The 19,437-nt window shown below is 76.4% G+C and carries 14 protein-coding genes; 6 read left to right on the plus strand and 8 right to left on the minus strand.

Annotated features, from left to right (window positions below):
- Positions 1-169: 169 nt before the first annotated feature.
- From JK356_RS22140 to JK356_RS04560, 4 genes are all read left to right on the plus strand, one after another.
- Positions 170-7,885, plus strand: a complete 7,716-nt coding sequence (locus JK356_RS22140) for a type I polyketide synthase (RefSeq protein ID WP_201866221.1) — start codon at positions 170-172, stop codon at positions 7,883-7,885.
- Positions 7,882-8,619, plus strand: coding sequence for a thioesterase II family protein (locus tag JK356_RS04550; RefSeq protein ID WP_201866222.1), 738 nt, complete (start codon positions 7,882-7,884; stop codon positions 8,617-8,619). The genes JK356_RS22140 and JK356_RS04550 overlap by 4 nt, the downstream gene beginning before the upstream one ends.
- Positions 8,620-8,690: 71 nt before the next feature.
- Positions 8,691-9,254, plus strand: a complete 564-nt coding sequence (locus tag JK356_RS04555) for a hypothetical protein (protein WP_201866223.1) — start codon at positions 8,691-8,693, stop codon at positions 9,252-9,254.
- Positions 9,255-9,675: 421 nt separating this feature from the next.
- The gene (locus JK356_RS04560) at positions 9,676-10,419 is read left to right on the plus strand and encodes an RDD family protein (RefSeq protein ID WP_201866224.1); all 744 of its coding nucleotides are present in this window, start codon (positions 9,676-9,678) and stop codon (positions 10,417-10,419) included.
- A 40-nt stretch (positions 10,420-10,459) separates the two neighbouring features.
- On the opposite strand, the gene JK356_RS04565 is transcribed toward JK356_RS04560, so the two are convergent.
- Entirely contained in the window at positions 10,460-12,247 is a 1,788-nt protein-coding gene (locus tag JK356_RS04565) for an ABC transporter ATP-binding protein (protein ID WP_201866225.1), read from the minus strand.
- A gap of 203 nt (positions 12,248-12,450) precedes the next feature.
- On the opposite strand from JK356_RS04565, the gene JK356_RS04570 reads away from it, so the two are divergent.
- Positions 12,451-12,954 (plus strand): isoprenylcysteine carboxylmethyltransferase family protein, encoded by a 504-nt coding sequence (locus tag JK356_RS04570; protein WP_201866226.1) that lies wholly within the window; start codon positions 12,451-12,453, stop codon positions 12,952-12,954.
- An 8-nt stretch (positions 12,955-12,962) separates the two neighbouring features.
- Here the strand turns inward: JK356_RS04570 and JK356_RS04575 are convergent, their stop codons facing one another.
- The 4 genes from JK356_RS04575 to JK356_RS04590 all read right to left on the minus strand — a co-directional run bounded on the left by JK356_RS04575 (position 12,963) and on the right by JK356_RS04590 (position 16,359).
- Positions 12,963-13,568 carry a bifunctional 2-polyprenyl-6-hydroxyphenol methylase/3-demethylubiquinol 3-O-methyltransferase UbiG gene (locus JK356_RS04575; protein ID WP_201866227.1) on the minus strand — a complete coding sequence of 202 codons (606 nt, stop codon included), beginning with the start codon at positions 13,566-13,568 and terminating at the stop codon, positions 12,963-12,965.
- Between the two features lie 180 nt (positions 13,569-13,748).
- A complete protein-coding gene (locus JK356_RS04580; protein WP_201866228.1) occupies positions 13,749-14,756 on the minus strand; it encodes a polyprenyl synthetase family protein in 1,008 nt (335 codons plus the stop codon).
- A gap of 64 nt (positions 14,757-14,820) precedes the next feature.
- A complete protein-coding gene (locus JK356_RS04585; RefSeq protein WP_236670759.1) occupies positions 14,821-15,756 on the minus strand; it encodes a UbiA family prenyltransferase in 936 nt (311 codons plus the stop codon).
- Between the two features lie 105 nt (positions 15,757-15,861).
- A complete protein-coding gene (locus tag JK356_RS04590; protein ID WP_201866229.1) occupies positions 15,862-16,359 on the minus strand; it encodes a chorismate pyruvate-lyase family protein in 498 nt (165 codons plus the stop codon).
- Between the two features lie 577 nt (positions 16,360-16,936).
- Between JK356_RS04590 and JK356_RS04595 the strand changes: the two genes are divergently transcribed.
- Positions 16,937-17,302 carry a hypothetical protein gene (locus JK356_RS04595; RefSeq protein WP_201866230.1) on the plus strand — a complete coding sequence of 122 codons (366 nt, stop codon included), beginning with the start codon at positions 16,937-16,939 and terminating at the stop codon, positions 17,300-17,302.
- A 122-nt stretch (positions 17,303-17,424) separates the two neighbouring features.
- On the opposite strand, the gene JK356_RS04600 is transcribed toward JK356_RS04595, so the two are convergent.
- The 3 genes from JK356_RS04600 to JK356_RS04610 all read right to left on the minus strand — a co-directional run bounded on the left by JK356_RS04600 (position 17,425) and on the right by JK356_RS04610 (position 19,410).
- Positions 17,425-17,721, minus strand: coding sequence for a hypothetical protein (locus JK356_RS04600; protein ID WP_201866231.1), 297 nt, complete (start codon positions 17,719-17,721; stop codon positions 17,425-17,427).
- 79 nt (positions 17,722-17,800) lie between these two features.
- Positions 17,801-18,097 (minus strand): hypothetical protein, encoded by a 297-nt coding sequence (locus tag JK356_RS04605; protein ID WP_201866232.1) that lies wholly within the window; start codon positions 18,095-18,097, stop codon positions 17,801-17,803.
- Positions 18,098-18,201: 104 nt separating this feature from the next.
- Positions 18,202-19,410, minus strand: a complete 1,209-nt coding sequence (locus JK356_RS04610) for an ROK family transcriptional regulator (RefSeq protein WP_307815402.1) — start codon at positions 19,408-19,410, stop codon at positions 18,202-18,204.
- Positions 19,411-19,437: the final 27 nt, after the last annotated feature.

Below are 19,437 nucleotides of genomic sequence, written 5' to 3' on the forward strand. Positions count from 1 at the left end.
GAGCCATGACCACGTCAAGACTGCGCGCGGCCCCCTTCCGCTCACTCGTCTGACTAACCCCCCGAACGGGTCAATCGGAGGCGCCCGCGGGCTGCACCGCGCGGCATGCGGGCAGCCTCAGCGCGGACAGCCCGGAAGTACGCACCGTGCATGGGGAGTTGTGAACGCAATGGCTGAGGTGGCGATCGTGGGGATCGGCCTGCGGCTGCCCGGAGGCATCGTCTCGCTCGACGGGCTGTGGCAGGCCCTCACCGAGGCGCGTGACCTGGTAGGCGAGGTGCCGCCCGACCGCTACGACAAGGAGGCGTTCACCTGCGGCGACCCCGACCGCCCCGGCCGGGCCTGCACCGCGGCCGGCGGGTTCCTCGGGCAGGACCTGGCCGGCTTCGACGCCGAGTACTTCGGTATCTCGCCGAAGGAGGCGTCCCGCATCGACCCGCAGCACCGGCTGCTGCTCGAATGCGCCGTCGAGGCGCTCGACGACGCCGGCATCGACCCGGCTGCCCTGGCGGGCAGCGACACGGCCGTCATCACCGGCGTCTCCTCGCACGACTACGCCGACCTCCAGCAGCGCCGCCCGCGGGAGATCACCGCCTACACCAACACCGGCACCGCGGCGGGCAACGCGGCCAACCGCCTGTCGCACGTCCTGGACCTGACCGGCCCGTCGTTCACCGTCGACACCGCCTGCTCCTCCGCCCTGACCGCCGTGCACCAGGCGTGCGAGGCGCTGCGGTCCGGGCGCAGCCGCCTGGCGCTGGCCGGCGCGGTCAACGTCCTGCTCAACCCGGCCGTCCACGTCGGCTTCTCGGCCGCCCGCATGCTCTCGCCCACCGGCACCTGCCGGCCGTTCGCCGAGCACGCCGACGGCTACGTGCGCGCCGAGGGCGCCGGGGTGCTGGTGCTCAAGCCGCTCGCGGCCGCGGTGGCCGACGGCGACCGGATCCACGGCGTGATCGCGGCGAGCGCCGTCAACGCCGACGGCCGCACCAGCGGCCTGTCGCTGCCCGACGCCCGCAGCCAGGCCCGGCTGCTCGCCAGCGTCTACGGCCCCGGCGGCCTGGACCCGCGCGAGGTGGCGTACGTGGAGGCGCACGGCACCGGCACCCCGGCCGGGGATCCCGTCGAATGCGAGGCGCTCGGCGCGGTGCTGGGCCGCGCGCGCGGCGAGCGGGAGGGCCCGCTGCCCATCGGCTCCGTCAAGGGCAACCTCGGCCACCCGGAGGCCGCCTCGGGTATCGCGGGCATCGCCAAGGCGCTGCTGGTGCTCCGCGAGCGCGTCATCCCGCCGACCCCGCACGCCGAACCCCGCAGCGGCCGCATCGACTTCGAGGGCCTCAGGCTGGCCCCGGTGCCCGTCGCCCGGCCGCTGCGCGGGCACGGCCGGACGCTCGCGGGCGTCAACTCCTTCGGCTTCGGCGGCGCCAACGCCCACGTCGTGCTCGCCCCGGCGCCGCCGCCGCGGCCCGCGCCGCCCCCGCCCCCGGGCCCGCTGCCGCTGGTCGTGACCGCCCGCTCGCGCAAGGCGCTGGACGCGGCCGCGACCGCCTGGGCCGACCACCTGGACGCCCTGGCGGACGCCGGCGCCGGCCCGGCGGACTTCGCCGACGCCGCCTACACCGCGTGCCGCCGCCGCGCCGCCCATCCGCACCGCGTCGCGCTGCTGGCACGCTCCCCCGGCCAGGCAGCCGAGGCGCTGCGGTCGCTGACGCGCGGCGCGCCGGCCGAGGCGGCTGTCGCGGGCACGGCCGTGCGGCACGGGCGCGTGGGCTTCGTCTTCAGCGGCAACGGGTCCCAGTGGCCGGGCATGGGCGCGGCCCTGCTGGCGCGGGCCGCCGGCAGCGACGGCACGGAGACCACAGCCGGCACCGACGGCACCGACGGCACGGCAGCGACCGCCGTGGCCGCGGCGTTCGCCCGCGAGATCGACGCCATCGACGCCGAGTCACGCCCGCTGCTGGGCTGGTCCATCCGCGAGGAGCTGCTGCGGCCCGATCCGGCCCGCTGGTCGCGCACCGAGGTGGCGCAGCCGCTGCTCTTCGCCGTGCAGGCGGGCCTGGTGGCGGCGCTCGCCGCACGCGGCGTCACGCCGCACGGCGTGTGCGGGCACAGCGTCGGGGAGGTCGCCGCCGCCTACGCCGCCGGGGCGCTCGACCGCGCCGCGGCCTGCCGCGTCGTCGCCGCCCGCAGCCGCGCCCAGGCCGTCACCGCCGGGTCGGGGCGGATGGCGGCGCTGGGCCTGGGCCCGGCCGCGGCGCGCCAGCTGCTCGCCGAGGCCGCGGAGGCGGGCGGCCCCGGCCTGTGCCTCGCCGCCGTCAACAGCGACCGCGACGTGACGGTCACGGGGGACGCCGCCGCACTGGCCGCGCTCGGCTCGCTCGCCGCCCAGCGCGGCGTGTTCTTCCGCGACCTGGGCCTGGACTACGCCTTCCACGGCCCGGCCATGGACCGCCTGCGCGCGCCGCTGGCCGGCGCCCTGGCTGGCCTCACCCCCCAGCCGGGGCGGGTGCCGGTGGTCTCCACCGTCACCGGCGGCCTCATCGACGGCGCGGCGCTGGATGCCGGCTACTGGTGGCGCAACGTCCGCGAGCCGGTGCTCTTCGCCGACGCCGTCGCGGCACTGACCGCGCCCGGCAAGGGAAGCGACGGCTGCGACGTGCTGCTGGAGATCGGCCCGCACCCGGTGCTCGGCGGCTACCTGCGCCGCGCCGCGGCCCGCGCCGGGCGGCCGGTCGAGGTCGTGCCCACCCTGACCCGCACCAGCGGCGGCGCGCCCGCGCTCGACGCGGCGCTGGCCCGGCTGCTGGCCGCGGGCGCGCGCGTCGACCTCGACCGGTTCTTTCCCGCACCGCGCCGCGTCGTCAGCCTGCCGCCGTACCCGTGGCAGCGGGAGCGGCACTGGCACGGCCACCCCGACTGGTGGCTCGGCGACGAGGCCGGCGACGCCCCGGCCGCGGCCGGCCGCGCCCGGCACCCGCTGCTCGGCGCCCGCGCGTCCGGGCCGGAGCCGGGCTGGCGGTGGCGGCCCGAACCCGGCACCCCGGCCTGGCTGGGCGACCACACGCTCGCCCGCGCCGTGGTCGTGCCCGGCGCCGCCTACGTGGACATGGCGCTGGCGGCCGGCCAGGAGGTTTTCGGCGCCGCCGCCGAGGTGACGGGCCTGACCATCGAACGCGCCCTGGCCCTGCCGTTCGACGACCCCGCCATGGACGTGCGCGTGCACACCGCCCTGTCGGCCGACGGCGTGTTCACCGTCTCCAGCCGCGACGGGCGCGAGGGCCGCGACGGCGAGTGGATCCGGCACGCGCGCGGCCGGGTGCGGCGGCTGCTGCGCGACCGGCCCGCCCCGCTGCCGCTGGACGCGCTGCGCGCCCGGCTGCCGAAGGCGATGAGCGCGGACGAGCACTACGCCACCTGCGCCGGGGCCGGGCTGACCCTGGGGCCGGCGTTCCGCGTGCTCACCGCCATCCGCGCGGGCGGCGGCGGCCCGGACGGCGGGCCGCTGGCCGAGCTGCTGGTCGACTACGCCGCCGCCACCGCCCTCGGCGAGGGCCACCTGGCCCATCCGACGCTGCTGGACGCCGCGTTCCAGGGCGCGCAGCCGCTGATGCGCACGGCCGTGGGCGAGCCGGTGCCGTTCCTGCCCGCCGGGGTGGACACCGTCCGCTGCTGGGGCCCGATGCCCGCCCGGGGCGCCGTCCACCTGCGCACCCGCCGCTTCAGCCGCCAGGAGGTGTGCTGGGACGCCACCGTCACCGACGAGCGGGGCGAGGTCGCCCTGGAGCTTCTCGGCTGCGTCGCCCGCCGGTTCGACGGGGCGCGCGCGGAGGCGCCCGCCCGGCTCGTGGAGGTGATGCGCGCCGCCCCCCTGCCGCCGGGCGCCGGCGGGCCGCCCGGCGGCGCGGAGCAGGCGCCGCCGGTTCCGGTCTCCCCCGCCGCGCTGCTCGCCGCGGCCGGGCGGCGGCTCGCCGCGCTGCGGGACCGCTGGCACGAGCATCCCTACGGCCGCGCCCGGCACAGCGCCGCCGAGCTCGCGGCCCACTTCACGGGCGCGGCGCTCACCGAGCTGCTTCCCGGGCTGCGGCCGGGTGGCGAAACGTTCACTGTGGCGGACCTGCTGGCCGCCGGCGCCGCGCCGGAGCACGAACGGCTGCTGTCCGCGCTGCTCGCCATGGCCGCCGAGTGCGGGCTGCTCGCGCCGGCGGGCGGCGGGCGGTGGCGGCTGGCCGCCGCGCCTGACCCGGCGGGGCGGTTCGCCGCCGCGCTGCGCGAGTTCCCCGGCGAGCTGACGACGGCGCAGCTGCACGGCGTGGTCGGGCGGCGGCTGGCGGCCGTGCTGCGCGGCGAGTGCGACGTGCGCGAGCTGCTGTTCTCGGGGCCCGAGCCGCTGGCCACGCGGTTCTACGACGCCAGTCCCGTGATGGCGTTCCATAACGGCGTCGCGGCCGAGCTGCTGCGGGAACTGGTGGCGCACTGGCCCGCGAGCCGGCCGCTGCGGGTGCTGGAGGTGGGCGCGGGCACCGGCGGCACCACGGCCTGCCTGCTGCCGCACCTGCCGCCGCGGCGCACCCGGTACACCTACACCGACGTCTCCGCGTCGTTCCTCGTCCCGGCCGAACGCCGCTTCGCCGGCTGCGGGTTCATGGACTTCCGGCGGCTGGACCTGGACCAGGACCCGGCCGCGCAGGGCTTCGCTCCCGGCTCGTTCGACCTGGTCATCGCCTCCAACGCGCTGCACACCGCCCGCGACCTGGCTGCCGCCGTGCGGCGTGTGGCGGGCCTGCTGGTGCCCGGCGGGCACCTGCTGGCCATCGAGTCGCACGAACCGCGCGTGCTGCTGCCGCTGTTCGGGCCGCTGCCGTCGTTCTGGTCGACCGAGGACCGCGGCCTGCGGCCCCACGGCATGCTGCTGCCGCGCGAGCGCTGGCCCGCGCTGCTGGCCGGCTGCGGCTTCACCGGCGCCGTGCAGGCCGGTGACGACCGGGAGCCGGCGCGCGGCGACTGCTCGGTGATCCTGGCGGCCCGGGACAACAGCGCCGCAGCCGCGACGGCGGCGCCCGCCGGGCCGGCGGACCGGGCACGGCGCGACGGCCAGCAGGGCCAGGAGGAGGAACGCCGCTGGGCCGTGCTCGGCGCGGCGGGCGCGCCGCTCGCCCAGGCCCTGCGGGAACGGTTCACCGCCGCGGCCGTCACCACCGCCGGCCCCGAGGGCGCCACCGACGTGGTCCTCGTGCTGCCGGCCCGCCCCGGCCTCGCGCCCGCCGCCGTCACCGAGGCCGCCGCCGGGGCGCTCGCCGCCCTGCGCGACGCCGCCGCGGCCAACCCCCGGCGGCTGTGGCTGGTCACCCTCGGCGCGGACGGCGAACCCGGCGCGCTGCGCCCGCCCGCCGCCGCGGACCCCGTCACCGCCGCCGCGTGGGGCGCCGCCCGCACCCTGGCCAACGAACGCCCCCGGCTGGACGTCCGGCGTGTGAGCGTGCTCAGCGAGGCCGGGCCCGCGCCCGCGTCGCTGCTGCACGAGCTGCTCGCCGCCGGCAGCGGGCGCGGCGGCGAGACGGCCCGTGCGGACACCGCCGGTCCCTCCCTCGAGGCCGCCCGCGAGTCCGCTGAGGACGCCCGTGAGGATGAGGTGCTGCTCACCGCCACCGGCCGGTTCGTGCCGCGCGTGGTGCCGCTGCCCGCCGCCCCGCGCCCCCGCCCGGCCGCGGCCCGCTCCTGCGTGCTGCGGCTGACCAGCCCCGGCTCCCACTACCGGCTCACCTGGGAGGAGACGCCGGTACCCGAGCCGGGCCCCGGGCAGGTCCGCGTCCGCGTCGCCGCGGCCGCGCTCAACTACCGCGACGTCATGATGGCCACCGGCCGCCTCCCGCTCGGCGAGGCGCTGCTGCGGCCCGGCGTCGAGGCCATCGGCCTGGAGTGCTCGGGCACCGTCGACGCCGTCGGCCCCGGCGTGACGTCCGTGGCGCCCGGCGACCGCGTGTTCGGCGGCGCCGCCGGCTGCTTCGCCTCGCACGCCCTGCTGCGCGCGGACCGGGTGATGACCGTGCCGCCCGGGATGTCGTTCGCGTCGGCCAGCACCCTTCCCATGGTGTGGATGACGGTCCACCACAGCCTGCGCCACCTGGCCCGGCTGGCGCCAGGCGAAACGGTCTTGGTGCACGGCGCGGCCGGCGGCGTGGGCCTGGCCGCACTGCGGTACGCGCAGCTGGCCGGTGCCCGCGTCATCGCCACCGCCGGCACCGGGGCCAAGCGGGACCTGCTGCGGCTGCTCGGCGCCGGCGCCGTGCTGGACTCGCGCAGCCTCCGCTTCGCCGAGGACGTCATGGACCTCACGGACGGCCAGGGCGTGGACGTCGTGCTCAACTCCCTCGCCGGGGAAGGCCAGTGGCGCAGCCTCGGCCTGCTGCGGCCGCACGGGCGGTTCGTCGAGCTGGGCAAGCGCGACTTTCTCGCCGACAACCAGCTGCCGCAGGGGCCGTTCGCCCGCAACCTCACGTTCTTCGGCGTGGACGTCTCCCCGCTCATCGACGAGCCGTCCGCCCTGGCCGACTCCCACATCAGCGAGCTCCGCCGCGCGGTGGCCCGCGGCGACTACCCGCCGCTGCCGCACCGCGTCTACCCGGCCGCGCGGATCGACGAGGCGTTCACGGCCATGCGGCACTCCCGCCACACCGGCAAGCTGGTGGTGACGTTCGACGAGCCGCTGCCGGTGCGGCAACGCTGCCCGCGGCGCCGCCTCGACCCGGACGCCACCTACCTGATCACCGGCGGCTTCACCGGACTCGGCGCCGACCTCGCCCTCCGCATGGCCGAGCGCGGTGCCCGCCACCTGACGCTGGTGGGCCGCCGGGGCGCCGCCACCCCGGGCGCCGAGCCGCTGCTGGCGCGGCTGGCCGCCCTGGGCACGGGCGTGGACGCGCACGCCGCCGACGCCTCCGACGAGGCCGCGATGCGCGCCGTGTTCGCCCGCCTCGACGCCTCGGGCCGGCGCCTCGCCGGCGTGGCCCACGCCGCCATGGTCCTCGCCGACGCGCCGCTGGCGGAGCTGTCGGACGAGGACGCGCGAGCGGTGCTGACGGCCAAGCTCACCAGCGGCTGCGTGCTCGACAGCCTCACCCGCGGGCGCGACCTGGACTTCTTTGTGGTCTTCTCGTCCGCCGCCGCCCTCGTGGGCAACCTGCGGCAGGCGGCGTACGCGGCGGCCAACACCGGTCTGGAGGCGCTGGTGCACCGGCGGCGCCGCGACGGACTGCCCGGCCTGGCCGTGCAGTTCGGCGCCCTGTCCGGCACCGGCTACCTGCGGCGCACCGGCCGTGAGGAGGAGATGGCCGCCGTCGGACTCGGCGGTGTCTCCGCGCAGGAGGCCCTGTCCGCGCTGGACGACCTGCTGGACCGGGGCGACCAGGCCTCCGTCGCCGTCGGCCGGTTCGACTGGGGGCGGATGCGCGGGTTCCTGCCGCGCCTGACCGCGCCGCGCACCCGGGCGCTGCTGCCGGACGAGGGCGAGGCCGACGGGCCCGGCACGCTGCGCGCGGCGCTCGCCGCCGCCGGCTCCGAGGAGGAGGCGCTGCGGCTGGCTGAGGACGCCCTGGCCGGGCTGGTCGGGCGCGTGCTCCAGACGGACCCGGCGACGCTGGACCGCAGCCGCCGCCTGAACCTGCTGGGCATGGACTCGCTGATGGCGGCGGAGCTCGCCCGCGACCTGCGCACCCGGCTCGGCTGCGACATCCCCGTTGTCGAGCTGTCCGGCGCCGCCAGCCTCACCGCCCTGGCCCACCGCGTGCTCACCGACCGCACCGGGCCGCCCGCGCCGCGGGTGCCCGGCCTCCGGGCCCCCCAGGACCCCGGCGCCCGGGCCGGCGCCGGTGAGGAGGCGGTCCGATGAGGCTGGTCACGCTGCGCAGCAGGCCAGCGGCCAGGGTACGGCTGTGCTGCCTGCCGCCCGCGGGAACCGGACCGGCGTTCTACGCCGGCTGGCCCGCGTCGCTGCCGCCTGACGTCGAGCCGGTGTCGGTGCAGCTGCCGGGCCGCGGCCCGCTGGCGGACCTGCCCTCGGTGACCGCGCCCATGGAGCTGGTCCGCCGCCTGGCCGAACTCCTCGGCGGGGAAGAGGAGAACGACGGCCGGCCCCTCGCGCTCTTCGGCCACTCGCTCGGCGCGCTGCTCGCCTACGAGACCGCCCGCGCGCTGCGCCGGACGCGGCGCCGCCCGCCGGTGCTGCTGGCCGTCTCGGCGTTCCCCGCGCCCCATCTCGACACCTACACCTCGGTGTTCTCCGACCGGCTGCTCGCGGGGCCGGAGGGACTGGCGGACCTGCTCGGGCAGGTCCCGCCGTCCCCGGCGGCGGTGGTGCCGTTCCTGGCCGACGCGCTGCTGGCACTCCAGTACCGGCACCACGACGAGCCGCCGCTCGACGTGCCGCTGGCGCTGTACGGCGGCGCGTCCGACCCGCTCGCGCCGGGCCCCCGGCTCGCCGCGTGGAACGACCTGGTGACGGCCCCCGTGGAGCCCGTGCTGTTCCCCGGCGGCCACATGTACCTGCGCCAGGCGCCAGGAGGCCTGCTGCGCCGCCTCGGCGACGAGGTGCTGGCGGCGGCCCGGTACGCCGCCGCGCCGTGAGGGGACCCCTCCCGGGCGATCCGGGGTAGAACCGTCCGGGGGACCACGCTGTCTGCCGGGAGGACTGCACCATGACCACGCGCACCACCACGGTCGCCGTCATCAGGGTCACGGGGGCCCTGCTCACCGGGCTGCTCACCGTCGGGCTGGCGGCGGGCTGCGGATCGGACGACGACGGCACCGGCGAATCCGCCGCCGAGGCGCCGGACACTCCCCGCGAGGAGAGCCCCCGCCAGGAGCCGTCCGAGGAGCAGCCGCCCGCCGACAACGCCTCGCAGGAGCCCGCGCAGGAGGAGCCGGAGGAACCGTCAGGGGATCCGGATGAGCCCGTGGAGGCGCCCGCCGGGGACCCGCCGGACGACACGGACGGCGGCACGGGCATCGACGCCTGCTACGACGGGGTCTGCGAGGTGACGCTGGAAGGCCCGGCCACCATCCCCGTCGACCCGGCCCTGGCCCCGGGCCTGGAGGAGATCTACGTTTCCAGCGTCTCCGGCGGCAGCGTGACGATCAGCCATGCCTACGGCTACGTGTACGGCAGCGGCAACAGCACCACCACCATCAACGGCCTCACCGTCGAGGTGGTGGACATCGAAGGCAGCACGGTCACGCTGAAGTTCAGCTACGACGGCTGATCCGGTCCCAGCCGCCGCGGCGCGGTCCCCGCACGCCGGCGACCAACGCGGCGAACCGCCCGCGCGGCAGCACCAGCGCGCCCGTCCGGCACCGTGGCGTCACGCACGGCTACGGCGCCGGGCACACGGCGGCCTCCCACAGGCCCTGCCGGTGCCGCGGTACGACGCGCGGCCCGGCGGACGCCCCGCAGATCCCGGCCATGCCCGTGGCGGAGCGGGTGGTCATGTGGCTGCCTCTCCCGGAAACCGCTGAAGTAACCCTGGCGTCTCCCCTGGCGGTGCAAGGCAAACGAACGGTCACTGTCGTGTACCAGTACGTCCGCTGACGACCCGGCAGCAGCGCGTTCGTGGCAACCTGCCCTTGGCCGCTCGCGGACGGGCAGCGGCCGTGTGGCATAAGTCATTTCCCGGGGGATCAGCGATGGTGGCAGACCAGTGGGGGCAGCAGCAGCCGGTGCGGCCCTCGTCGTGGCGGCGCGGGTTGGCCTGGCTGGTGGACTTCTCGCTCGTGATAGCGGCGGCCGTTCTCCTCGGCATCGTCACCTTCAACCGCATCAGCGGCATGGTGACCGACGTTCCCGGCCTGGTGGAGACCGGCGTCTGGGAGGTCGTCACCTCCGGCGGCGACATCGCCGGCGCGGGCCAGGAGTTCGGCGAGCGGCTGTGGAACCGCGCGATCCGGGCCGTGCAGCAGGCGTTCGGTGCCCTGGTGATTCTCACCTTCCTCTACCAGTGGCTGGCGCTGTGGCTGACCGGCACGACGGCCGGCAAGGCGCTGCTCAACCTGCGGGTGGTGCGGCGGGACGACGGCGCCTCGCGGCTGGGCCGGGGCCGGGCCGCCGGCCGCGCGGCGGTGACCACGGCCGCTGACGTCGGCGTGTTCTCCCTGGCCTGCTGCCTGCTGCTGAGCGGCGGGTTCGCCCTGTCGGCGCTGGTGTGGCTCGCCGCGATCGTGCTGTTCTGGGCCAACGCCCTGCCCGCGGTCGCCGGCCAGGGCCGGTCGCTGGCGGACCGGGCGGCGGGCAGCGCCGTCACCGGCGGCCTGCTGCGCGCCGCCGCGACCGCCGCGGCCAGCGGCACGCGCGCGGTGGTCACTTCCGGCCGTACCGCGTTCGACCGGGTCCGCGACCGGAACCGGCGCGAGGACCAGGGGCTTCAGGCGTAGGGGCAGCCTCTGCCGGAAGGCCGGTGCGGCCGGTCGCCGGTCAGGCCGCGCCGGTCTCCGGCAGGCGTGCGCAGTCGCCGTGGAGAGCGGCGTAGGCGCCGCCGCGGCGCAGGAGTTCGTCGTGGGTGCCGGTCTGAAGGATGCGGCCGTCCCCCATGACGACGATGCGGTCGGCGTCGCGGACCGTGGACAGCCGGTGGGCGACGACGAACGTGGTGCGGCCGGCGACCAGCCTGCGCAGCGCCTGCTGCACCAGCCGCTCGGAGCGGGTGTCGAGCGCCGACGTCGCCTCGTCGAGGATCAGCACCCGCGGGTTGCGGATCAGGGCGCGGGCGATGGCCAGCCGCTGCCGCTGGCCGCCGGAGAGGCGCGCGCCCTGGTCGCCGACGAGGGTGTCGAGGCCGTCGGGGAGGCGTTCGACGAACTCCAGGGCGTTGGCGTCGCGCAGCGCGGCCCGGACGGTCTCCTCGTCGGCGTCGGGCATGCCGTAGGCGACGTTCTCCCTGACGGTGCCCTCGAAGAGGATCGACTCCTGCGGCACGACCGACAGGAAGCGGCGGTAGCTGCGCAGGTCGAGGTCGTTCATGTCGGTGCCGTCGAGCAGCAGCCGGCCCGACGTGGGGCGGATGAAGCCGATGACCAGGTTGAGCACGGTCGACTTGCCCGCGCCGGAGGCGCCGACCAGGGCGATGGTCTCCCCGGGCTGGACCGTCAGGTCGAAGCCGGTGACGGCCTGGCCGCCGGCGTCGTCGTAGGCGAAGCTGACGCGCTCGAACGTGAACTGGCCGCGGACTTCCTCGACCGTCGTCTTGCCGGCGTTGTCCTCGACTTCGGGCGCCTGGAGCACCTCGCCCGCCGAGCGGACGGACTCAAGCCCTCTGGCGATGACGGGTGCCAGGCCCATCAGGGTGCTGGCGGAGTTGGTCAGCGTGGTCAGAAAGCCGCTGAGCATGACGACGTCGCCGGCCGTCAGGCCCCACAGGCCGTGGTAGGCGATGAGCGCCGATACGGTGAGGAACACCACGCCCAGGATGTTGAGGAACACCCACGCCGCGGAGGCGAACCGGCCGTTCATCAGGTCCAGCCGCAGGCCCGAGCGCAGCACCCGGCGCAGCGTCTCGTTCATGCGGCGCAGCGCGTCGGCCTCCAGGCCGTGGGCGCGGGTGACGGAGATCAGCCGGGTCATCTCGCTGACGCGCGACGACAGATGCTCGACCTCCTGGCGGAACTCCTCGTTGTGGCGGCGGAGCCGGGAGCGGAGCCGCATCACCAGCAGCCCGGCGAGCGGCACGACGACGAGGAAGACCGGCAGGAACTCCGGGGTGCGGACGGCGATGATGACCAGGCCCCCGATCAGCACGGTCGCCGCGCCCAGGCCGGTGTCGCTGGACTGCTGCACCATCTGCTCGATGGTCTCGACGTCGCGGACGACCTTGGTCTGGAGCACGCCGGCGCTGGTGCGGTTGTGGTAGCCGATCGACAGCTGCTGGAGCCGCGTGCACAGGGCGGAGCGCAGGGCGGTGCCGGTGCGGCGGACGGAGCCGTAGAGCAGCCGCACGTAGAGCAGGTGCAGCGGATAGTTGACGACCAGGATGAACATGATCGCCCCGGCGGCCAGCCACAGCTGGCTCAGCGGCCGGTGCTCCACCACCGTGTCGATGATGGCGGCGGTCACCAGCGGCAGCAGCCAGACGGGGCTGTGCTTGACGGTGAAGACGCACAGCGCGCCGGCCACGCGCCACCGGTCCTCCCGGAAGAGGTACGCCAGAGTCCTGACCGGGTGTTCACCCCGGTAGTGGTGGTCGAGCGGGCCCTCGGCGGACGCCATGGCTCACCACACTCCCCACAGATTCCAACCCGGACACACAATCTCCCACGCTACGGGACGCCGGGGCGTCCGGGTGCGCCCGCCTTCCGCCCGTTCCCGCCGTTTCCGCTCGGCTCCACGGGCCCCGCGGTGCGCTCCCGCCGCGCCTCTTCACCACCTTTCAGCGCGGCATGAAGGCTTGCGGCCCAGGTGAGATACCGGGCATGCGTACGCGTACCGCTGCGGTGATCAGCGCTGCCTGGTTCCTCGTGCCCGTCATCGTCACCTACGGCATCCCCTACCTGCTCACCCGCTGGGAAACCTCCGTGGACTGGGACAACGGCTGGCTGCTGGCCCCGCGCGTGCTCGCCGGCGTGGTCATCGCCGGAGCGGCGGCGTTCATCATCGACGCCTTCGTCCGGTTCGTGCGCGAGGGACGCGGCACCCCGGCCCCAGCGGCCGCACCCGAGCACCTGGTGGTCACCGGCCCGTACCGCTGGGTCCGCAACCCCATGTACTGCTGCGTCGTCAGCGGCATCCTCGCCCAGGCGCTGCTGCTGTGGCGCTGGCCGCCGCTGGTGTACGGCCTGCTGGTCTGGTCCGTGTTCGCCTCGGTGGTGCGGTTCCGCGAGGAGCCGTTCCTGCGGGAGACCCACGGCGAGGAGTTCGAGCGGTACCGCGCGGCGGTCCGCGCCTGGATTCCGCGGCTGCGGCCCTGGCACGGCTGACGCCGCGCTCACCCGCCGTGCGGCGCCCGGTAGACGAGCAGGTAACGCCAGAACAGCAGGCGCCGCAGCCGGGACCCGGGCAGCAGCCGGGCGCTCTCCGCCCGGATCTCGGCCAGCGTCATGCCGGGCTCGGCCACCGGCGGCCGTGGCGGCGCCGCCACCCCGCGCACCCGGTCGGCGGCGGACACCGCCACGCGCGCGGCGGTGTTGGCGGGAACGGCCGCCAGGCTCCAGGCACGGTCGGCGAGCGTCGCCTCCCGGTAGCAGCCGAGCACCGCCAGCACCCCGCCGGGCGCGAGCGCCGCGCGCAGCGCCGTGACCGTGGCGAACGGCACGTGGTGGAGGCTGGCCAGGCAGGAGATGAAGTCGTAGCGCCCAGCGGGCAGGCGCGCCGCCGTCACGTCCTCGCACCGGTAGCGCGGCCCCGGGTGCGCGCGCCGCGCCGCCTCGATGACCCAGGCGTCCGGGTCGAGCGCGTCCACCTCGATGCCGCGGGCCGCCAGCGTCCCCGCGAACCGGCCCGTGCCGCAGCCGACGTCCAGGGCCGTCCGGCAGCCTGGCGGCAGCTGCCGGAGCAGCAGCCGGTGGTAGTGGTCGTTGTGGTCGAACGGCATGTGCCCACCCTGGCACGTCCGTTCACTCCATTGCGTGGTTTCCGGTCACGGAACGTGTCCGCGGCGGGCCGGCGGCCCAGTCTTATCAGAGGACGTGCACGGGGGTCCGCCCGCCAGCCCGCCCGGCCCGCCGCGTGTCGCGCCCGCGGCGGGCCGGGCGACCTCACCGGCGGCCGCCGGTCAGCGGTCGCGGCGCCCCAGCCGCGTCATCAGGTCCTCCCAGGCGGCGCGCGCGGCGGCCGGCAGCCGCGCCTCGTCCAGCGCCTTCGCGGCCCGCCGGGTGTGCTGGGCCGCCATCTCGCGGGCGCCCTCCCGCGCCCCGGCCTCCTCCAGCAGCCCCAGCAGCACCGGCACGTCGTCCTCTTCCAGCTTTCCCGTGCCGAGCATCGCGGCCGCCCGGCGGCCCGCGCCGGTGCCCGAGCCGACCGCCAGCAGCACCGGCAGCGTCTTCTTGCCGCGCAGCAGGTCCGCCCCGACCGGCTTGCCCGTCACCGCGTGCTCGCCCCACAGCCCCAGCACGTCATCCGTGATCTGGAACGCCACCCCCAGCTCCTCGCCCGCCCGCCGCAGCGGCCCCGTCACGGCGGCCGGAGCACCGGCCAGTTCGGCGCCGAGCGCGGCGGCGCAGGCCAGCAGCGCGCCCGTCTTGCCGGCCACCATCGCCAGGTACTCGGACACCGTCACGTCGCCGGCCTCGCGCCGCTCCAGCGCCAGGTCGCGCGCCTGGCCGTTCACCGTGGCCTCCAGCGCCGCCACCAGGCTGCCCGCCGCCGTCGCCGCCCCCGGCCCCGGAGCGGCCGTGACCGTGCGCACCGCCTGCACCAGCAGCGCGTCCCCCGCCAGCACGGCATGCCCCGTGCCATACGCCACCCACGCCGCGTCCCGGCCCCGGCGGCTGCGGTCGCCGTCCATGATGTCGTCATGCAACAGCGAAAACTGGTGTACGAGTTCGACGGCGGCGCCCGCCGCTGCCGCCAGCTCACCGGCGCCGCCGGCCGAGCGGGCCGACAGCGCCGCGAGGGCCGCCCTGACCCGCTTGCCGCCGGCGCCCCGGGTACCGGACACGCCGCTCCAGCCGAGGTGGTAGCGGCACACCCGCGCCACATCCGGATCGAGCCGGTCCACGGCGCGCTCCAACTCCGCCTCCACGCGAGCCAGGTCGTCGTCCCCCGTCAGTCTGTCACTCATGTCGGCCCGTCCGATCGTCTCGCGCCTCAGGCGGCCACCCGGCCTGGCCGGCGGCGGTGGCCTCTCAGTGGATGACCAGGCCGGCGCACAGCGCGGCCAGCACCCACACAGGATGGAACGACGCCCGGTTGAACGCCGCGAGCGCGGTCGGCGGGTCGGCGCGCCGCAGCAGCGCCACACCCGGACGCAGCAGTGCCAGCCACCCCGCCAGCGCGGTCCCCGCCACCCCGGCGGGCCCGAAGACGTCCCAGGCGGCGACCGCCAGCCCCAGGCTCGCCCCCGCCGCCGCCAGCAGGCACCCGAACGCCAGCACGGCGCTGGCCCGCATCCCGTACCGCACGGGCACGGTCGCGACGCCGAGCCGGGCGTCGCCGGCGACGTCGGCCATGTCGTTGGGCACGTTGCGCCCGCCGGCCTCCCACGCCGCCAGCCACAGCGCCAGCCACCCAAGCCGCGCCCAGTCCGCCCCATCGGTGACGGCGGCCCAGCCCACCGCCCCGCCGGCCGCCACCATCACGCCGCTCACCACCAGCTTCAGCGGGGAGACCGTCGCCAGCAGGCAGTACAGCGCCTGAAGCGCCACGGCCACCGCGAACAGCAGCACGCACCACCAGCTCAGCAGCGCCGCGAGCCCAACCGCCAGCCCTGCCAGCGCCGTTGCCCACGCCATGGCGGCGGCCACCGGCAGCAGGCCCGCCGCCACCGGATGCCGGGCGCCCGCCCCGTCGACGTCCCAGCCCGCCGCCCCGTCCCGGGCGCCCGGCCGCTCACCGGCGGCGGCCCGCCGGTCCAGCGGCAGGTCCAGCAGGTCGTTGGCGGCGAAGACCGCCCAGAAGCCCGCCAGCGACGCCACCACCAGCACGCCCAGGCGCCACGGCGGCGCGTCCGGCGCCGCCACCAGCGCACCCACCAGCGGCTGCGCCACGCTCAGCGTCGCCTGCGTGCCGCGCGACAGCCCGTACAGCGCTCTGGCGTGTTCCGCCGCCGTAAACGCCGCCATCCGCGCCTCTCACTCCTCTCAGCCCAGGGGAATCCCGCACCCGCCGCCAGGCGGACACCGCCAGCCCAAGGGCGCCCGGGGCGGCACGCGCTCCCCCGCCAGGGCTCACCCCTGCCATGGCAGGTACGGCCCGCGCAGCATCGCGGGGACCGCCTCCGGGCTGAAGACCTCGCGGACCGCCGCCACCGGCTCCCGCCCGTACCACAGCAGGTACGACCGGAACGCGGCGGGGGCGCGGGGGCCTTCGGCGTGCGGCCAGGGCACGCGGCCCGCCGTGAGCACGGTGCGCGTGCACAGGGCGCCGCTGTTCTTCAGCGCCGCGCCGATCGGGGTCTCGGCGTCCGTCAGGCAGGCGGCGGCCCGGGGCGGCAGCACGGACTCGCGCGCCGCCAGGCGGTTCACCGCCAGCGTCCGCCGCCCGGCGGTGAACACCGAGCGGCGCAGGACGAGCGTTTCACCGTCCGCCGCGCCCAGCGAGGCGATGGCGCGGTGCGGCGCCTCACGGGCCGGGATCCGGCGGCACCGGACTTCGCGGACGGAGACCTCCTCGCCGGCCAGGGCGGTGAGCATCGTCGTCGTCAGCCCGTCGGAGGTCAGGAGCATGCGCGTGACGGGAGAGGCGAACCGGTTCACGGCGTCAGCCACTTCCTCCGGCCCGTGGTCACCAGAGCCGTCGGGAACACGGGCGTGAGGCGGCGGCATGCTCGTCACTTGCTGGTCTGAGGCCTTCCTGGATCGGTTCAGCCGGACGGTCCATCCCACTAACCCCGTCACGCGGCCACCGTTACGCCGGCCCGCTACGGCTCATCCCCCCGTGGGAACCAGACCGTTCCCTGCCTACTCCTTCGAGTGAACTCCCCCGTCACGGCTGCGTCCTTGCTCCCTCAACACAGCTGATCCGCCGCGGCCTGACGCACCGCAGCGGGGCCGGCGAGCGGTCGGCCGCGGCGGTGCGACGCAAGCGCCGGCAGGGTACGTGCGCGGGGTGGCGGTGGGCCGCTGCTGGACGGTGCGGTGATCGCAGGCCCCGGCGCCGGGGACGGCATGTCCCGGTTCCGTCACGGGCGCGTCGCGGTCCCGTGCCCACGCCAAACCCAGCCGCTGCGGGGCGCCATCGAACGGGCCGTACGGACAAGCGAGACCGCCTGATCCAGCGGTCGCTCACCTGGAGGACAGGACCATGCGCGTACGGAGCCGCACGATGCCGGTGCTCGGCCTCGCCGTCGTGGCCGCGAGCCTGGCTCTCACCGCCTGCGAGGGGAACGGCGACGAGGCGGCGGCCGCGTCCAGCGCGGGCGGGACGCGCTGCACCGACCAGATCGACTACACCGGGGACCCGCGCTCCCACGCCGAGATCAACTCCATCGGCGCGGAAACCGGCGCATGCCCCGCGCCCCTCACCGACGAAACACCCGAGGGCACCCCCAAGGAACCCGGCCTGCGCTGCACCGACCAGATCGACTACACCGGAGACCCCCGCTCCAACGCCGACATCAACAGCATCGGCGAATGGACCGGCTACTGCCCGCCCGTCGAGCAGGGGTGACCCCCCGCCGCGCCGCCCGGCCGGTACCCCGGCCCGAGACGCGGTCTGCGGCCCGCGGTACCTGCTGACCGGCGGCCTGTCCGTGGCGGACGGGCAGGCCGTGCAGCACCGGTCGCCCGGCTCTAGCCCTTCCGCGTCTTCGCGGGCGCGGATTCCCACACCACCCTGCGCAGGAAGAACCTGATCAGCATGCCGGACCTGCGCCCCTGGAGGACGAGGAGGTAGCCCTGGTTCTCCTCCAGCACGAGGCGTCGCTTCTCAGCGAGGAGAGCATTCGTCTGGTACCGCGCCGCGTGCTGGCACAGGGTGGCCATGGCCTGTTCACGCGTCCCGTACACCTCGTCGAGCAGCCGTTCCCGCCAGTGCTGGGCTTGCGGCGCCCCCCGGAGTTCTACGACGAACAACCCCCAGTGGTCCACATATCCCCCGTCGATGTCGTTGCGATGATGGCGATCGCAAACGATGACGCCCACGTTCAGTCCGGCGGTTGCACCACCGCTACGGGTTCGGGGCCTGGGCCTTGGAGTCCCACAGAACTTCCCGCACCCGGAACTCGGAAGAGACCTGGCGGGTTACCCCCTGGTCGATGGCGATGAAGCCGTCGCCGTCCCGGAGCACCCACCGCCGGGAGGACCCGCCGATGGGGTGGAAGCCGCGGTAGTGCACCGCGTGCTGGTACAGCGCGGCGAGCGCCTGCTCATACGTCCCGGTGACCTCGCCGAGTATCTTGGTGTCCCAGTGAAGCCATTGCTGTCGCCCGCGCAGCTCTCTCACGGTCAGGGCCCAGCGCTGCATCTGTCCCCCAATCCTTAGTCGTGCGGCATCCCCAGGTGGGACGGCCCGCGGGCCCGGGACGGTTGCCGCGCCGCCGGGCGCTGGTGATCACTGTGACACCACCATTACACCGGGCCGCCCAGGACGTAGCGCTGGATGGCGGTGACGGCGGCGCCCCTGGCCCAGACGGAGAAGTCGATGGGCCGCACGATCGTGGTGACGTCGCTGGCCCGCCGGTCCCGCCCGGCGCGCAGCCCCTCGCGGACGGCGTCGCGGGCGACCTCGGCGAGGCGGATGCCTTCGCCGGTGAGGATGACCGTGCCGGCCATGGTCAGGTTCGCGACGGCCGCGATGAGGCGGCCGAGCGCGCGGCCGGCCGCCGTGACGACGGACGCGGCGACCGGTTCTCCGGCGGCGGCGAGGTCGAGGCACTCCTCGTAGCCGGTCTCGCGGCGGCGGCCGACCGAGACGGCGGCGCTGATGCTGGGCGCGGTGAGCATGGCGGTGGCGCAGCCCCGGTGCCCCTCGGGGCAGGCGGGCCCGAGCGGATCGAGGGGAAAGTGGCTGACCATGCCGATGCCCGCGTCGGGGCTCTCCACGAGCCGGCCGTGCATGACGACGGCGTAGCCGACGCCGATGCCGGTGGTCAGCAGCGCGAACCGGTCCAGGCCGCGGCCGGTGCCGAACCAGTGCTCGGCGCGGGCGAGGGCGAGCAGGTCGTTGTCCACGACCACAGGCAGCCCGAGCGCCTCGCCGAGCCGGGCGCCGAGCGGCACGTCCTCCTCCCAGCCGAGGAACGGGGCGCGCAGGACGGTGGCGTGCCCGGCGACCTGGCCGCCGAGGCTGACGCCGGCGGCGGTGACGCGCGGCACGCCGGCGGCCAGGTCGCGGGCCAGCGCGGTGAGCGTGGTGACGACGGCGGCCGGGTCGCGGCCGGGCAGGGGGGCGCGGCCGGAGGCGACGACCTCGGCACGCAGGTCGGTGACGACGACGTGCACGTCCTCGTCGGTGATCTTGGCGCCGATGAAGTGGTGGGTGCCGGCCACGACGTCGAGCGGCCGGCTGGGGCGGCCCCGGGCAGCGTTGCCGGCGGTGCCGTCCTCGACGAGCAGGCCGCGGTCGAGGAGCGACCGGACGAGGCGGGTGAGGGTTCCGGCGGAGAGGTCCAGGCGCCGGGCCAGCTCGCTGCGGGGCAGCGGACCGCGCAGCAGCACCTCCAGGGCGATGCGGTGCGCGGCGCCGGACAGCGGGGTCCAGGCGGGAGCGGCAGGCGGCTCGGGCGGTGCCTCGGGCCGCGGCTCGGGACTCACCTGGGGGGTCGCCTCACGGGTCACTCCGCCATCCTGCCACCGGCCCCAATA

The sequence above is a fragment of the Streptomyces sp. 7-21 genome, assembly GCF_016741785.1.
Lineage (GTDB): Bacteria > Actinomycetota > Actinomycetes > Streptomycetales > Streptomycetaceae > Streptomyces.

What these genes read in the sequence shown, in the direction of transcription:
- JK356_RS22140 (WP_201866221.1), top strand. Translation starts at nt 170, where the DNA reads ATGGCTGAGGTGGCGATCGTGGGGATCGGCCTGCGGCTGCCCGGAGGC.
- JK356_RS04550 (WP_201866222.1), top strand. Translation starts at nt 7,882, where the DNA reads ATGAGGCTGGTCACGCTGCGCAGCAGGCCAGCGGCCAGGGTACGGCTG.
- JK356_RS04555 (WP_201866223.1), top strand. Translation starts at nt 8,691, where the DNA reads ATGACCACGCGCACCACCACGGTCGCCGTCATCAGGGTCACGGGGGCC.
- JK356_RS04560 (WP_201866224.1), top strand. Translation starts at nt 9,676, where the DNA reads ATGGTGGCAGACCAGTGGGGGCAGCAGCAGCCGGTGCGGCCCTCGTCG.
- JK356_RS04565 (WP_201866225.1), bottom strand. Translation starts at nt 12,247, where the DNA reads ATGGCGTCCGCCGAGGGCCCGCTCGACCACCACTACCGGGGTGAACAC.
- JK356_RS04570 (WP_201866226.1), top strand. Translation starts at nt 12,451, where the DNA reads ATGCGTACGCGTACCGCTGCGGTGATCAGCGCTGCCTGGTTCCTCGTG.
- JK356_RS04575 (WP_201866227.1), bottom strand. Translation starts at nt 13,568, where the DNA reads ATGCCGTTCGACCACAACGACCACTACCACCGGCTGCTGCTCCGGCAG.
- JK356_RS04580 (WP_201866228.1), bottom strand. Translation starts at nt 14,756, where the DNA reads ATGAGTGACAGACTGACGGGGGACGACGACCTGGCTCGCGTGGAGGCG.
- JK356_RS04585 (WP_236670759.1), bottom strand. Translation starts at nt 15,756, where the DNA reads ATGGCGGCGTTTACGGCGGCGGAACACGCCAGAGCGCTGTACGGGCTG.
- JK356_RS04590 (WP_201866229.1), bottom strand. Translation starts at nt 16,359, where the DNA reads ATGCTCCTGACCTCCGACGGGCTGACGACGACGATGCTCACCGCCCTG.
- JK356_RS04595 (WP_201866230.1), top strand. Translation starts at nt 16,937, where the DNA reads ATGCGCGTACGGAGCCGCACGATGCCGGTGCTCGGCCTCGCCGTCGTG.
- JK356_RS04605 (WP_201866232.1), bottom strand. Translation starts at nt 18,097, where the DNA reads ATGCAGCGCTGGGCCCTGACCGTGAGAGAGCTGCGCGGGCGACAGCAA.